12 protein-coding genes, 1 rRNA gene and 1 pseudogene are annotated in these 14,320 nt (G+C 54.2%); 8 read left to right on the top strand and 6 right to left on the bottom strand.

Annotation, left to right across the window (positions count from 1 at the left end; translation table 11 throughout):
- Positions 1–91: ribosomal RNA gene (gene rrf / locus BMAGN_RS08805) — 5S ribosomal RNA — on the top strand; the annotation flags it as partial.
- A 265-nt stretch (positions 92–356) separates the two neighbouring features.
- Here the strand turns inward: rrf and BMAGN_RS03620 are convergent.
- The 4 genes and pseudogenes from BMAGN_RS03620 to BMAGN_RS03635 all read right to left on the bottom strand — a co-directional run bounded on the left by BMAGN_RS03620 (position 357) and on the right by BMAGN_RS03635 (position 4,255).
- The gene (locus BMAGN_RS03620) at positions 357–1,037 is read right to left on the bottom strand and encodes a histidine phosphatase family protein (RefSeq protein WP_026502156.1); all 681 of its coding nucleotides are present in this window, start codon (positions 1,035–1,037) and stop codon (positions 357–359) included.
- Positions 1,038–1,216: 179 nt separating this feature from the next.
- A pseudogene (locus BMAGN_RS03625) lies at positions 1,217–1,993 on the bottom strand (nitroreductase family protein).
- Between the two features lie 5 nt (positions 1,994–1,998).
- Positions 1,999–2,400 carry a DUF4235 domain-containing protein gene (locus BMAGN_RS03630; protein WP_034250339.1) on the bottom strand — a complete coding sequence of 134 codons (402 nt, stop codon included), beginning with the start codon at positions 2,398–2,400 and terminating at the stop codon, positions 1,999–2,001.
- Positions 2,401–2,488: 88 nt separating this feature from the next.
- Entirely contained in the window at positions 2,489–4,255 is a 1,767-nt protein-coding gene (locus tag BMAGN_RS03635) for a glycoside hydrolase family 13 protein (RefSeq protein WP_022860436.1), read from the bottom strand.
- A gap of 609 nt (positions 4,256–4,864) precedes the next feature.
- Here BMAGN_RS03635 and BMAGN_RS03640 point away from each other — a divergent pair.
- Entirely contained in the window at positions 4,865–6,214 is a 1,350-nt protein-coding gene (locus BMAGN_RS03640) for an ABC transporter substrate-binding protein (RefSeq protein WP_026502158.1), read from the top strand.
- Positions 6,215–6,928: 714 nt separating this feature from the next.
- Here the strand turns inward: BMAGN_RS03640 and BMAGN_RS03645 are convergent.
- Complete coding sequence (locus BMAGN_RS03645; protein ID WP_022860438.1) at positions 6,929–7,939, bottom strand: LacI family DNA-binding transcriptional regulator; 1,011 nt, start codon at positions 7,937–7,939, stop codon at positions 6,929–6,931.
- Positions 7,940–8,310: 371 nt separating this feature from the next.
- Here BMAGN_RS03645 and BMAGN_RS03650 point away from each other — a divergent pair, with 371 nt between their 5' ends.
- The 6 genes from BMAGN_RS03650 to BMAGN_RS03675 all read left to right on the top strand — a co-directional run bounded on the left by BMAGN_RS03650 (position 8,311) and on the right by BMAGN_RS03675 (position 13,834).
- Positions 8,311–9,165: a carbohydrate ABC transporter permease gene (locus BMAGN_RS03650; RefSeq protein ID WP_022860439.1), complete on the top strand. Its 855-nt coding sequence runs from the start codon at positions 8,311–8,313 to the stop codon at positions 9,163–9,165.
- Positions 9,165–10,004, top strand: a complete 840-nt coding sequence (locus tag BMAGN_RS03655) for a carbohydrate ABC transporter permease (RefSeq protein WP_022860440.1) — start codon at positions 9,165–9,167, stop codon at positions 10,002–10,004. The genes BMAGN_RS03650 and BMAGN_RS03655 overlap by 1 nt, the downstream gene beginning before the upstream one ends.
- A gap of 165 nt (positions 10,005–10,169) precedes the next feature.
- On the top strand, positions 10,170–10,790 hold the full coding sequence (locus tag BMAGN_RS03660) for a DUF624 domain-containing protein (RefSeq protein WP_022860441.1): 621 nt from the start codon (positions 10,170–10,172) through the stop codon (positions 10,788–10,790).
- Positions 10,791–11,376: 586 nt separating this feature from the next.
- Positions 11,377–12,069 (top strand): carbonic anhydrase, encoded by a 693-nt coding sequence (locus BMAGN_RS03665; RefSeq protein WP_022860195.1) that lies wholly within the window; start codon positions 11,377–11,379, stop codon positions 12,067–12,069.
- 13 nt (positions 12,070–12,082) lie between these two features.
- The gene (locus tag BMAGN_RS03670; protein ID WP_022860196.1) at positions 12,083–13,408 is read left to right on the top strand and encodes a hemolysin family protein; all 1,326 of its coding nucleotides are present in this window, start codon (positions 12,083–12,085) and stop codon (positions 13,406–13,408) included.
- A gap of 18 nt (positions 13,409–13,426) precedes the next feature.
- Positions 13,427–13,834 (top strand): hypothetical protein, encoded by a 408-nt coding sequence (locus BMAGN_RS03675; RefSeq protein WP_022860197.1) that lies wholly within the window; start codon positions 13,427–13,429, stop codon positions 13,832–13,834.
- Here the strand turns inward: BMAGN_RS03675 and BMAGN_RS03680 are convergent.
- Positions 13,831–14,238, bottom strand: coding sequence for a sterol carrier family protein (locus tag BMAGN_RS03680; protein WP_022860198.1), 408 nt, complete (start codon positions 14,236–14,238; stop codon positions 13,831–13,833). The genes BMAGN_RS03675 and BMAGN_RS03680 overlap by 4 nt on opposite strands.
- Positions 14,239–14,320 lie beyond the last annotated feature (82 nt).

A 14,320-nucleotide genomic window follows, 5' to 3' on the forward strand; every position in this document is an offset into this window, starting at 1 on the left:
GCCCGGTCCCTTTCCGAACCCGGTAGCTAAGGCCTGGCACGGTGATGGTACTGCACCCGGTAGGGTGTGGGAGAGTAACACGCCGCCGCATTCATTCTTCAAGTTGAGAGCCCTTTCCCCTTGCGGGGAAAGGGCTCTTCTCGTATATGCGGGCTGTTGCCGCGTTTCCGCGCGCGCTTCCGCGTTCCGGGACGGGCACGCCGGGGCCCGCGTCTCAAAACGCGGAAGAAGATAGCGAAACGAGCCCAAAAGCCCCGGATCCTTATCCTCTTCTGCAAAATGAGACAGACACGCCGCGGTTCACGTCTCAAAATGCAGAAGAACAAGCAGTACAGAATAAGAACGCAGAAGTCGATTTACACGTTCCACTGCTCGATAACGGGATCTCCCTTATACATGCCCAATACGCAGATATGCGCCGTATCCAAGCGCAGATTGCGGGCAAACAGCGGCGTCACCTCAAGCCATTGCGTCGTAAGAATACGCAGAATATGGGCGTGTGCCACCAACAGCACATCGTGACCCGCCTCGAGGCGCGGCCGCACTTCTTCAATAATCTGACGCGTGCGGGCGGCGGCTTCATCCACCGTCTCGCCGGGACCATTCACGACCACAATGGACTGGCCGTCGGGCAGATGTTCCGTACGTGTGCCGCCCAGCGACTCGTGAATCGCCTGCGGACCATCGCGCCATACATCCCAAGGCGCACCCGTGGCTTCGGCGATCTGTTGGCGCGTACGGCCTTCCGCACGGCCATAATCCCATTCAACGATATGGTCGGTCACGTGATAACGTTCAAAACCGGCCAATTCCGCCGTCTTTTGCGCTCGAATGCGAGAGCTCGCGTACACATCCTCCGGAGCGAATCCGTTGGGGAACATGGCTTGCAACTTTTTGCCGGCTTCACTTGCCTGCTCTTGACCTATTTGAGTCAGCGGAATATCGGTGCGTCCGGTATATTGACCGGATTCGCTCCACACTGTTTGACCGTGACGTAACAGTACCAGCCGTCCCCATGGTTGTTGATGTGCAGGCATACGCCGTGCTCCCTTCTATTCGAGCCACATCTTTCGATAGGCGAGCCACTCTGCTCGCCATCCGATATAAATCAATGTATATGAGTATATCGCTAGTTGTTTGAAAAAATAGTAAACCGTCACAAAAGGCTAACAATGGAAAGCCTATTGTGACGGTTCATCAAAAGTAGGCGACCGCTTTACTTATCCAGCTCAAAGCCTTGCGAACGGGCATGGTTGAAGCCCTTGCCCAACACGTCGCGGGCGACAGCCTTGGCCGTGATCTGCTTGCTGAACGTCTCTACGGGGCGGTTCGGGTCGCGCAGATCGTAATAGGTGTGCACCTCTTCGTCGAAATCAGCCATAAGACGCATCATGAGTTCAGGATCGTCCATCTAGCCGTCCTCAAAGAATTGAACTTCACGCGGCATGCGCGGCTTGATCGCCGGGGACTGGTCCGGATAGCCGAGCGCAAGTCCCAGCACAGGATACGTGTATTCCGGCAGGTGCAGCAGCTTGATCATTTCATCCATATCGTTATGGATGGAGCCAAGAATCACGCTGCCGATCCCCATCGACTCGCCGGCCGTTTCCATGGCGTGCAACGCGAGCACGGCGTCGTTCTGGGCCTGGCTAAAACGATAGCTGTTACGCAACGTGAATTCGTCAGAGTAGACGTCCACACCGTTGCGCTTGGCGATCTGTGCGTTGCGGTATTCGTCGAGCACGAAAATATAGAGCAGGGGAGCGGAAGCGACGTATGGCTGGTGACAGATTTCAGCGATCTTCTGCTGCAATACCGTATCCACTACACGAATGGCCGACCAATCGTTCAAATACTGGCTTGATGCGGCGTGCTGCGCCACGAGTTCCAGCGTATTGATTTCCGCTTCGGTCGGCATGTCCGGCTTGAACCGGCGGATCGAGGTGCGGTTCAACAGAGTATCAACGGTACTGTTATGGATCACTTCAGTCATACGGTTTACTTCTTTTCTCGCTTGATAATGCGGTGCGCGATGAATTTATTGGTGCCGCGCGTGGCGATGGTCGTGATCAGCGTGGTGAACGCCGCGGAGAATGCGGCGAAAATCATGCTGGCCACAATGCCGCGCTGCTTGTCTTCAGCGTCATCTTTCGGGGACGGATGGATTTTCGCGGTAACGGCGTCCCAGATGAGCTGGAACACTTTGCCCGCAATCATTCCAGACAGTGCGGGAGTGGCCATGCCAATAATCTTGTCGGAAGCCGTTTCCGGATCCGATGTGCGCTGGCGCGTAAGGTCGGCGACTTTCTTGTCCACTTTGTTCATGGACGCGACCACACGGTCGGCTGTTGCGGACATGTGCGAAGCCTCCTGGCCCGCACGTTCCGCAGCAGCCCCCATTAATGTTCTTACTCATGATGTTCATACTAAGTCACGTGAGGTGCCTTGTATAGAAAATCACTCTAATGGCGAGCGGACGGAATAATAGTCAGATCCGCATCCAGACCGTAGCGTCCTGCGGCAGCATATATCCGTCAAAATCGCACGATTTCAGCAGAATCTCGCCATTGGGAAGCGAGACGGGAGCGGCACCGAAATTGGTGATACTCGCGAACTTGTCCCCATTGATGTCGTCAAGCGGACGAATATACGCGACAGTCGTCTCCGGATCGAAATAGTTGGCCGGATACCACTGAAGCGACGTGTCTCCCGTGCTCGTCAGTAGAGACTGGCGGTATATGATGGCGCGACGGTACAAATTGAGCATCGACTTGAGGTCAGCGTCCTCAACGTCGGCGCAATATTCGCTCATCCACAATGGTTGCGGCAGATGCGGATCCTTGCGCGAGCCGTCCGCGGCCGGATCACTGAATCCGAACGACGCTCCCGTACCGAAGCGCTCGTCCCATTCGGCCGGCTGCGGTTGGTCCGCGGCACTCCAGGGCATCGGCACACGGCAGCCGTCGCGACCTTTGGAAGACGCGCTATGGAACGTATTGAACGCTGTCGGATCCTCCAAATGATCCCACGGAATATTCGCGACTTCCGGCAGGCCGAGTTCCTCGCCCTGATACACATACACGGAACCGGGCAAGCCGAGCTCCATCATGATCGCGGCGCGGGCACGGCGCGCACCCAGCTGACGGTCCTCCACATACGTATCGCCATTGCGCAGCAGCCAGTCGTTGGCCAGCACGTGATACAGTCCCGGCGCGATTTGCGGCACCTGCGGCAGGCCGTAACGGCTCGCGTGACGTGGGATATCGTGATTGCTCATCACCCACGTGGTCGTGGAGTCGGAATCCTCGGCGCTCGCCAGACCCTCGGTAATGGCCTTGCGGAAGGCGCACGCGAACCATTCGGACTTGGCGAACTCGAAATTGAACACCTGGCCGAGCTCGTCCTCGCGCGCATACAGATGCTGATGCTCGGGAATGACCCAGGCCTCGCCGACGGCAAAGCGCGGCGGATCGTACTGCTGGAAAATTTCGTTCCACTCGCGGTAGATTTCATGCACTTCTGGACGGTCCCACAACGGATTTGTCCCGTCAGGATTCTCCGCGTGCTGCACGCCTGCCGGATCCATATCTTCAAGCGGTACGGAATCGAGATCCTTGGCGAGGCCGTGCGCCACGTCAATACGGAAGCCGTCGACACCACGGTCGGACCAGAATCGCAAAGTAGTATTGAACTCTTCATGAACTTCCGGGTTCTTCCAGTTCAAATCCGGCTGTTCCTTCGTGAACAGATGCAGGTACCACTGGCCGTCCTCCACGCGCTCCCATGCGGAACCGCCGAACATGGCCTGCCAGTCGTTTGGCGGAAGTTCGCCGTGGTCGCCGCGGCCTTCGCGGAAAATGTAGCGCTCGCGGGCGGGGGAACCGGGCGCGCTGTTAAGCGCCTCCACGAACCAGCGATGCTTGTTCGACGTATGGTTCGGTACAATGTCGACGATGATCTTGATGCCGGCATGGTGCGCGGCGGCGATCAGATTGTCAAAATCTTCCAATGTTCCCAAGCGCGGATCAATGTCACGGTAATCGATGACGTCGTAGCCGCCGTCGGCCAGCTCCGACGGATAGAACGGCGACATCCAGATCGCGTCCACGCCCAGATCCTTCAAATACGGAATACGGCTTGTGATGCCCGTGATATCTCCGAGGCCGTCGCCATTCATGTCCTTGAAGCTGCGCGGATACACTTGGTACACCACGGCTTGCTTCCACCAGTCGGTACGTAGGTTGTTTGCTGTCATTGCCTCTCCCTTAAAGCATTGCAACGTTGTGCAGAACGTTCTGCACACGTTTTCTGATAGCCATGCTCTGTATTACTCGGTATACAGGATTGATTGCTCGGTATTCAGGTAATAAACGCAAGATTGTAAGGCGTTGATTGAATTATGGGGTGATTCCATAGTAGACGGAATGGGCGTCCGGCAGCGGACGACTATTCGGATCCATATGAGACGACTATTCGAGTCCATATGGGAAGCGCGGGCATATGTAAAGCTTGTTACGCAGACAGAAAGAATCGCCCTTTGTGCAAGTCGTAGTGCAAATCCGCAAGATAGAATGAATGAGCGTGTCGCAGGGGAAAAGCGTTCGCATCATTAAGTTTTAGGGGGGAGATGATCAACTTTTGCAATCAGAGAATAGCAACGTTTGCATCTGGGGTTCCATTATGCAAATTCCGCTATTTTCAGCCAATTTTGCAGAGTTTGTTCAGCTAATTGTGATGAAAGTTTGACGAAGTACTGAACACGTTTGCAAAATATTCTTAGAACGCGCATAATGTACCTAAAGAAGTTCTAAGGAAAGCTTCTTGATGCACTTTTGCGAAAGTGCATACGTCTTTACAGACGCAGATTGTTAAGAAAGGTTCGACGATGAATCGTACGTTTAAGACCGCTATGGGTCTCGTTGCTGTCGCTGCAATGTCGGTCACGACTCTGGCCGCTTGCGGTTCCAACTCGGGATCTTCCGACAATGGCAAGGGAAGCGTGTACTTCCTGAACTTCAAGCCGGAAGTCGCTGACCAGTGGACCGCCCTGGCCAAGGAATACACCAAGGAAACTGGTGTCAACGTCCAGGTCCAGTCCGCAGCTTCGGGCACTTACGAGACTCAGCTGAAGTCTGAGCTCGCCAAGAGCAACCCGCCAACCATCTTCCAGGTGAACGGCCCGGTAGGCCTCGCCTCCTGGAAGGATTACGCCGCCGACATGTCCAACACCGAAATCTACAAGGACCTGAACGATCAGTCCATGGCCCTCAAGGATGGCGACAAGATCGCCGGTGTTCCGTACGTGATCGAGTCCTACGGCATCATCTACAACAAGGACTTGCTGAACAAGTACATCGCAACTCCGGGCGCCAAGGTCAAGAGCATTGACGAAATCAACAGCTTCGACAAGCTGAAGGAAGTCTCCGACGACATTCAGGCCAAGAAGGCCGAACTCGGCGTGGAAGGCGCATTCACCTCCGCCGGCTTCGATTCTTCTTCCGATTGGCGTTTCAAGACCCACCTGGCCAACATCCCGCTGTACTACCAGTTCAAGAAGGACAACATCACTTCTGAACCGTCCAGCATCAAGGACATGTACACGAAGAACTTCAAGAACATCTTCGACCTGTACATCACGGACTCCACCACCGACCGCACTCAGCTGAGCGCCAAGACCGGTGATGACGCGACCGCAGAGTTCGCACAGGGCAAGGCTGTGTTCTACCAGAACGGTACTTGGGCTTGGTCCGACCTCGAGAAGGCCGGCATGAAGGCTGACTCGCTGGGCATGATGCCGATCTACATCGGCGTTGACGATGCGAACGAAGGCCTCGCCACCGGTTCCGAGAACTACCTGTGCATCAACGACAAGGCTTCTGACGCCGACAAGAAGGCTTCTGAAGAGTTCCTGAAGTGGGTCTTCACCTCCGACAAGGGCAAGGAAGCAATCTCCCAGAACATGGGCTTCCGTACCCCGTTCAAGTCCTTCAACGACGTGAAGTCTGAGAACCCGCTGGTCCAGGCCGCTGACGCCAATCTGCAGGCTGGCAAGACCCAGGTTGCTTGGGACTTCTCCATGATGCCGTCCGAGACCTACAAGAACGATCTGGGCCAGGCTATGCTGGCTTACGCTCAGGGCACCGGCGACTGGAACCAGGTTGTGGACATGTACGTCAACAACTGGGCCATCCAGTACAAGGCTGCTCACGAGTGATCTGAAGATCTAGCTCGCATCTGAGTAGATAATTTGAAAAGACCGTCACTTAGGTGGCGGTCTTTTTGTTGTAAGCGCCCTTTTGTTGCGTGAAAATACGCGGTTTATATCTAAACCGCACTTTTTGTGCGTAAAAATCTGCAATTTACTAGTTAGACGATGATTTTTCACGTGAATTTTTGCGGTTCGCTCGTTAATCGCGGTTTTTAGTCGAGACACGCCGCGGAACGCGAATGAAAGTCGCGGTTAAGGCGTTATTTGCAGATTTTCACGTGAATAATCGTAGGTTTATGAATAATTCGCGTATATTTACGCACTTAAGAAGCAAACCGCAAATATTCACGCAAGAAAACTGCAGTTAACGGGTAATCCGCGTATTTTTACGCGGTTAAACAGCAAACTGCGAATATTAACGGTTGAAAACTGCGGATAACGGGTAATCTGCGTATTTTTACGCAACTAATGAGGAAACTGCAGATTTTAACGGTTGGAAAGCGCGGATAAGACGTTAACTGCAGTTTTTTACGCACAGTAGGCCGCAATACAACATATAAAGCATATAAAAAGCCCGCATCACAAAGATGCGGGCATACTTCTTATTTACGGACCGTTTGCGGGCGCTTATATCAGAACAGCAGAGCAAGCGCTGCCTTCTATTTGCAGCCGTCTTCTATTGGCAGACCACTAGTGGACTATCTGTGCACTACTTGCCAACTATTTGCGAACAGGACCGGTACTCGAACGGATGATAAGTCGGGCGGGCTCCTTGACAAATAGCGGATCCGGTTCCTTGCCGTGAATCAAGTCGAGCGTCATATGGGCGGCGCGTTCGGCCATATCCACCGGGGACTGCGAGATCGTCGTCAATCCCAGGTACTGTGCGAAAGCGGTGTTGTCGTATCCGATAATCGAAATGTCTCTAGAAATGGAGAAACCGTTGCGAATGAGCTGGAACATCAGCGGAATGGCAATGCTGTCTTCCTGGCAGGCGATTGCGGTCGGCAGCTCCGGCATGCTCATGATTTCCGTAACGGCGCGTTCAATTTGATCCTCATGATCGCCCGTCACAATAACGTGCGGTTCAATGTTCGATTCCTTGCAGCAGGCCATGAACTCGTCGTAACGCTCCTGCACGGAGAAGTGCAGCGAAACGTCGCGAGTGCGCCTGACGTACGCGATATTGCGGTGGCCAAGATTGATCAGATGGCGCGCGGCCAGACGGGAGCCTTGCGCATCGTCAATATTGACGGCCGCCGTGAAGCCGCGTTCTTCCGGAAGTACCGAATTGATGCCCACCACGGGGACCTCGATACTCGAGAGCTCCTTAATCTCGTCATGCTCGATGTCGAACGAGACCACGACGACGGCGTCGGCGTTGCGGCGGACAGGCATCATGTCGAAGAACTCTTTGCGCTCTTCGATGCTGGAAATTTGGAAAATCGAGATGTCGTAACCCTCGGCGCCGAGCACCTGGTTCAGACCTTCGATAACTGACGCGCTAAACCAACGGCGAATATGGTCGCTGATCAGCAGCGCAATACGCATGGATCGGCCGGTTTTTAAGGCAGCAGCAGAACGGGACGTAGAAAAATTCAGCTCGTCGGCAACTCTCAATACCTTGTCGCGAGTAGCTTTGGATACGAGCTCAGGTCGCGTAAAAGAACGGGAAACCGTGGAAATGGAGACTTGAGCCGCACGCGCAACGTCTTGAATGCTCGTGTTCATACGGGATGACTCCTTTGTCTATTTCATGGTAAGGTACAAGACTATCACAGCATCTTTGCAAACGTTTGTAGATCAATCGTTTGCACAAACGTTTGCATAATCATTATAAACCTTCAAGATTGGCTTTATTTCAACAATCATAGCCATTAATTAGACATTCCCAATCCTGTGCAACACTAAACCATCACAACTGATAATGAAAACGTTTGACATCTCATACAACAATTGTTACTCTAAATCACAGATGATTTGGCAATGGCGCGATCGAATTTCATTAGAAAAGTCGCACCGTCACTAAATCAAGAAGCAATTTCTGCCTTCACCCACAGCGATGTGACAAGGCAATTGAATCTGAAGGAAAGTGGGCAAATATGATCAGCATGGCCGGCAAGGCGGTTCGCCGCTGGTGGGCGCTGTTTGTGCTGCCGACGTTCTTGGCATTCATTATCGGATTCATTGTTCCGTTTATCTACGGCGTATACCTGAGCTTCTGCAAGTTCACTACCGTAATCGATGCCAAACCAGTCGGTTTCTCAAATTACGTCAAGGCATTCCAGGACAAGACGTTCCTGCATGCATTGGGATTCTCTACTCTGTTGACGATCGTCACCACGATCATCATTAACGTCGTCGCGTTCGCCGTGGCGTACTTGCTTACGAAGTCGATTCGCGGCTCGAACATCTTCCGTTCCGTCTTCTTCATGCCGAACCTCATCGGCGGCATCATCCTGGGCTACATCTGGATGCTGCTGCTCAACGGTGTGCTTCAGCACTGGGGCCGTACGCTGACCTATAGCGCGGTCTACGGCTTCTGGGGCTTGGTCATCCTGGTCTGCTGGCAGCAAATCGGTTACATGATGATCATCTACATCGCCGGTATGCAGTCCCTGCCGACCGACGTCCTCGAAGCTGCTTCGGTGGATGGCGCCAATGGCCGCCAGACCATGTTCAAGATCATCATTCCGCTCATGATGCCGTCCATCACGGTGTGCTCGTTCCTTACGGTCACCAACGGCTTCAAGCTCTATGATCAGAACCTCGCACTTACCGCAGGCAACCCGATGAAGATGTCTGAAGGTCTTGCACTGAACATTACGAACACGTTCTACGGTGTTTCCGGACAGGAAGGCGTTGGCCAGGCCAAGGCTGTGCTGTTCTTCATTCTTGTCGCTGTGGTCGCTTTGCTGCAGAACAAGCTCACTACGTCTAAGGAGGTGGCAGCCTGATGAATACCGATAAGCCAAAGCACGGAGTATTGTGGACCGTATTCTTCTCGGTCCTGTCGCTGGCATGGGTTTACCCAATCTTCCTGGTCATCCTCAACTCGTTCAAGTCGAAGTCGGAAATCAGCCTTTCCACGTTCTCGTTCCCAGCGGGCGACTCGTTCGTGGGCTTCGACAACTACGTTCGCGGCGTGGAAACCACCGACTTCTTCGCCAGCTTCGGTTGGACGCTACTGGTCACCGTCGGCTCGGTCATCCTGATTCTCGTGTGCACCTCGATGTGCGCATGGTGGATCGTTCGTGTGAACAACTGGGTTGCCAAGGCACTGTATATGCTGTTCCTGTTCAACATGATCGTCCCGTTCCAGATGCTGATGTTCACGCTGTCCTGGCTCGCTGATCGCCTCGGACTGAACACCCCATGGGGCCTGTGCTTCATCTACCTTGGCTTCGGTGCCGGCCTGGCCGTGTTCATCTTCACGGGTGTGGTCAAGGGCATTCCGGAGTCCATGGAAGAGTCCGCCATGATCGATGGCGCTTCCGTCCCGCGTGTCTTCTTCCAGATCGTGGTGCCGGTCATGCGTCCGTCCATCATCTCCGTGGCCATTCTGCAGGCCATGTGGATCTGGAACGACTACCTCCTGCCATACCTGACCTTGGATCTGAATAAGTACAAGACGATTTCCGTCGCTATTCAGTACCTCAAGGGTGGCTACGGCTCCATCGATATGGGCGCCATGATGGCCTGCCTCGTGCTCGCCATCGTGCCGATCATCATCTTCTACCTGATCTGCCAGAAGTACATCGTCAAGGGTGTCATGGCAGGCGCTGTGAAGGGCTGATCTTTCTCCCATCTCCTCCTGAAAAGGCGGGCGGTCTACGGATCGTCCGCCTTTTCATATTTTTCTCTTGGTGCAGCCATCGGGCGCTGTCGGTACTGTATAACCAGAAGGACGCGAACCGGACATTACCGGGAAGCCTCGTGAATGATCAAATGAAGGAATCTCATGCATTTTCTTGATGCCGACTCGAAGTTCATGAACGCATGGACGAATCTGACGGATGCAATCTGGATCAATATTCTGATGACCATCACGAGCCTGCCGATTTTCACTATCGGTGCGTCGCTGGCGGCCGGCCAAACGGCGATCCGCAAGTTGATGAATAGTGAGGGACACCTCACGAAAGCGTATTTCCGCGCGTTTAAAGAGAACTTTGTCAAGGCGACCGTAATCTGGATCATCTTTGGTCTCGCCGGATTCGTCTGCCTGTATTCGTGGGTCATTTTGCAGATTTCGGGACTGCTGATTCCGAAAATCGCGCTGACCGTGGTTTGGTTCATCGGTTTCGAATGGGTGTTCGCGCTGCAGGCACGTTTCGAAAATACGATCGGTAAGACCATTTCGAACGCTTATATTTTTGGTGTCACGTATTTCTGGGGCACACTCGCGATGGCGGGCATCGATATTTTGGTCGCGTTTATTGTGATCGCCAGCTGGTTCCTGCTGCCGCAGGGCCTGTTCCTGCTCGCGATTCTCGGTTACGGTTGCGTGCTGACCGCGCATGTGCCGATCCAGGAATACTTCTTCCACAAGGGCGGCTATTTGAAGAAGGACTCTGAGCGGTAGTCTTTGGGCTCTCTCTGAATATCAGGTGCGCGTAAAAATCTGCGGTTAACGAGTTAGTTGCGTTTTTGATCGTAAATATTTGCAGCTAACGTCTTAACCGCACTTTTTGTGCGTAAAAATCCGCGGTTTACTTCTTACCTGCGTAAAAATACGCAGGTTTTTCTTTATCCGCACTTTTTGTGCGTGAAAATCTGCAATTTACTAGTTAGACGACGATTTTTCACGTGAATTTTTGCAGATTACTAGTTAGTTGCGGTTTTTAGTCGAGACACGCCGCGGAACGCGAATGAAAAGCGCGGCTAAGGCGTTATTTGCAGTTTTTTCACGTGAATAATCGTAGGTTTATGAATAATCCGCGTATTTTTACGCAACTAACGAGGAAACCGCAAATTTTAACGGTCGAAAAGTGCAGATAAGACGTTAACTGCGTATTTTTACGCGGGTAAGTAGCAAACTGCAGATTTTAACGGTCAAAAGCCACTTGATGGCGACCCAATACCGACGTAAGAGCCGCCAGTAAATCGCAACTAGCGGATTATGACGTTGCGTACGCGTCGCTCAATATTCTCTCGCTAATATGAGCGGTATGACAGAAGAATCAGTAGTCAACGACGATACGGTAACAGTCGACGAGAGTACGGCAAGTGGCGTCTGGAGTGCACTGCTCGCCGGCAATCGCCGATTCCAGAAGCGCACGGACGCTTCAGAAAATGCAACTGCGGAAAATGAGACCGCGGAACATAAGAACACGCAAACGCGTGCGCAAGATGCGCGTCCGAAGGCGATCGTGCTCGCGTGCGCGGATGGCCGTGTCACTCCGGACACCATTTTCGACGCGCAGCTCGGCGAACTTTATACCGTGCGCACGGCCGGCAATATTGCCGGTCCCGACGCGATCGCGTCGCTTGAATTCGCCGTGGACCGTACGGACGCCAAACTGCTTGTCGTGCTCGGACACGAGGACTGCCAGGCGCTCAAATATGCGGCCGAAGGTGTGGAAGACATAGTGAAAAGCGGCGTTCCGCTCGACGACGTTGATGAAGAGCTCGAATCCGCCACGAATCCGATCCTGAAATTCGCGGGCAATTCCGTATGGCAGGCGCGCATGGCCGGACTTGAGCGCGCGGAAGATTTCGAGCAGGTGCATATTGCGCACACGATCGAGGCGCTTGTTACAGACAGTGACGTGATTCGTGCGGCGCTCGCCAACGACCGGCTCATGATTGTGGGCGCGCGCTACGTATTGAAGACGGGAGCGGTGGAAGTACTCAGTTTCTGAGTAAGGTAATGCTATGTCCCTCGGATTGAACATTCTGTTAATTTTCGTATTTCTGTTGCTCGGCGCGGTTTTTGCCGGCACGGAGCTCGCGCTCGTATCGTTGCGCGGGTCGCAAATTGACCAAATGGAGCAGGAGGACACGCGCGGCGCCCGTGTGGCCAAAATCGCGCGTGATCCGAACACGTTCCTGTCGACCGTGCAAATCGGCGTGACGTTGTGCGGCTTCCTGTCCGCATCGTTCGGTGAATCGTCGATTTCGCCGTATGTGGTGCCCGTAATTGAAAATTGGGGCGTGCCCGCGTCCGTGGCGCCGCCGTTGACGACGATCGTACTCACGTTGGTCGTTTCGTACTGCTCCATTGTAATTTCCGAAATGGTGCCCAAGCGCATCGCCATGCAGCGCAACGAGCAGATCGCGCGCGCCGTGGTGCCCGCCATTGATGTGTTCGCAAAGATCTGCCGTCCGATTATTTGGTTGATCGGCAAGAATACCAACGGTTTGGTGCGTCTGTTCGGCTTCGATCCGAACGAAACGGAAAGTGAAGTGTCCGACGAGGAGCTGCGCGTGCTCGTCAATTCGAATACGAATCTTACGAAAGACGAGCGCACGATTCTCGACGACGTGTTCGACGCGTCCGAAACGATTGTGGCCGAAGTCATGCGTCCGCGTGCGGATGTGGAGTTCCTGGAAGGCGCGATGCCGCTGGCCGAGGCCGCGGAACATGTGCGCGACCTGCCATACTCGCGCTACCCTGTCACGGGCAAGGATTTCGATGATGTGCTCGGCTTTGTGCATGTGCGCGACCTACTGGACGTGCGCGATCCCGACGCCAAAACCGTCGCCGACGTGACACGCGAGGGCATTTCGTTGCCGGGTACGTCCAAGCTGTTGCCGAGCCTGTCGCTGTTGCGTCAGCGCGGCATCCACTTGGCCGTCGTGATTGACGAATATGGCGGTACGGACGGCATTGTGACGCTCGAGGACCTTACGGAGGAATTGATCGGCGATATTCGCGACGAATACGATCTGCCCGAAGAAACGGAACGTCCAAAAATATTTACGAACGGTGTCGCGACTGTTGACGGCGGCATGACAATCGAAGATTTCGACGATCTTACGGGAGTGACGCTCGAAGACGGTCCGTATGAGACGATCGCCGGCTATTTCCTCGCGAAGACGGGAAAGATGGGCGAAGTTGGCGACCAGCTTACGGAAGACGGCTATACGATGACCGTTTCGAAAGTCGACGGCCGCCGTATCGAGACGATCCAGATCACCAAAAAGAATGCCGACACCGAGTCGGATGCGGCTGACAAGTCCGCAAAATCGGCCAATTAAACCGGCGGCGAGCGCAGGATGAAACGGAAACTGCTGTACATAAGTGCGCTGGTAGCAGGGATATATGTAGTGGTGCTGCTCGCTGCGTCGGCTTGGGAATATAAGGCGTGGACCGATTACAGTATGGCTCGTTCCCAAAATGACAATGCCACGCAGGCGTCGCTGTCTGTAGAGGATTTGGCGGCCCGGATGCGTGCCTCCGATCGCGAGTGGAAAGCGGACCATCCTTATCCGGTCCTGTTGCGGCGCACGGCGCAAGATGTAAATCAAGTGTCCATATGGGTGCCGGCCACGATCGGGCACGCCCGTTATTTATCTGGACGAACTCAAGATTTATATGACAATACCGATGCGCATATTGATTTTGTGGCGCAGGTTTCCAGCGATTTGTGCCAAAGCATGGTGCAGTGCTACGCGCATGATTAAAGCGGCAGTAAGGCGGAAAGATTGTCGCGCTCGCCTACCGCACTGATGTGGCCGGCCTCGCGTTCCTCGTCCCATGTGGTGATGCCGGTAGCCAGGCGCAACCAGACGGGCGGGTCGAGTTCGATGACGTCGGGCGGCGTGAGATTGTGCGGATCTGAGGCGGGGCCGTCGAGAATTTTGACGGCGCTGAACGGTGCGACGCGCACTTCCACGCCTGGGCCGGGCGCCTTGCGTTCCAGCACAAAGAGCGAGAATCGTACGGCCATGGCCATGGTGCGGCGGTCGAGGCGCGGGTTGACTTGTAACGGATCGGTTTGACGGGCGCGTTCTTCGAGCGCCGCGGCGCGCCACGCCGAGAACGCCTGCTCGCCTGCCGGCATGTCTTGTTCACGAATTGCAGCCATGTCTCCACCGTACCCGATGAAATAGGCGCTTAGGTGATTTCACCAGCCAAAACGTTGTAGCGAATATATAGTGAGACGGACG

This window comes from Bifidobacterium magnum, from assembly GCF_000741255.1.
Classification (GTDB): Bacteria; Actinomycetota; Actinomycetes; order Actinomycetales; family Bifidobacteriaceae; genus Bifidobacterium; species Bifidobacterium magnum.